The sequence below is a fragment of the Psychrobacter sp. 1U2 genome (assembly GCF_051847575.1).
Genome location: NZ_JBPYDC010000539.1, coordinates 1 through 994, shown reverse-complemented (window position 1 = coordinate 994; position 994 = coordinate 1). Strand labels below are relative to the sequence as shown.

Sequence of the window (994 nt, the reverse complement as noted above, 5' to 3'; positions counted from 1 at the left end):
AGTGTTGGACGCTCAGCATATTCTTTGGCGGCTTTATAGTCTTCTGGTTGATTGGGCATAGCCAAACGGTATGTTTGGTTGTCAGCCAACCCTGCTGTTACGCTGATGTTGCCTGAACGCAAATAATCATGCTCATCATGAGATAATTTATATAAACGGTCGTATTTAGCAGTAATAGCATGTTGACCCGGCTGCAAAGTAAACGTCTTCGTTAAAGGCTGAAATGCACTTTGTTTGACTTCCTGTCCGTTGATAGCCGTTACTTTGATATGATCATCAACGTTTAAAGTAACCTCTGCATGTGAGAGCATAGATACCGCACCTACGCTTACGAATAGCATACTGGTGGTCATTTTTTTGAGCAAAGAAGCAGAGATTTTCATAAGACATCCTATCCACGATAAAAAATTTAGTGAGAAAATTAACAGTTACAGCATCAAGCTATCTATCTTTAATGAGCTTACCTTAGTGAGCTTTGATATCTAAAAATCTAAGGGTATTGTATGATTATCATTATTTGCCGCTTCACTATCGTCATGGACTTCTTGAGCAATGTCTGCAAGCTCAGCGGCAAGCGTTTGCTCATCAATAGTACGCAAAGCATCGCTTATGACTGCTTTTGATATATTGCTACGTCCAAGATTAGAGAACATCGGCTGAATATAATTGAGTACTTCCATCATTGCACCGATACGATGAGGACCATCGGTAAGCAGATGATCAATAATACGCCCATCGAACTGCCAACCTCGCCTGCGTAATATAGATTGTAATAATGCTTGACGATCAGCTAGCTCATGACCATTAGGTACTTTAAAAGTAGGCGCTTGTGCTAAACGTGTCAGTAAGTCAGTCAGCTGAAACGGCAGCTCACTGGCTGGTCGATTGGCAGCAAATAGCAACTGCCGCTGCCCTTCTCGGCTACGGTTTATTAAATGAAATAAGGCTTCTTGCCATTGACTACTATGTTCTAATACTTCCAAATCATCAATAG

Annotated in this window: 2 protein-coding genes; both read right to left on the bottom strand. The window is 41.1% G+C overall.

Going from position 1 to position 994, the window contains the following annotated elements:
- Positions 1-383: DUF2057 family protein (locus ACS8FD_RS17130; RefSeq protein ID WP_439276731.1), on the bottom strand; the 383-nt coding region annotated here is incomplete at its 3' end.
- Between the two features lie 99 nt (positions 384-482).
- Positions 483-994 (bottom strand): DnaA ATPase domain-containing protein (locus ACS8FD_RS17125; protein ID WP_439276730.1); only part of this gene is annotated, 512 nt, incomplete at its 5' end.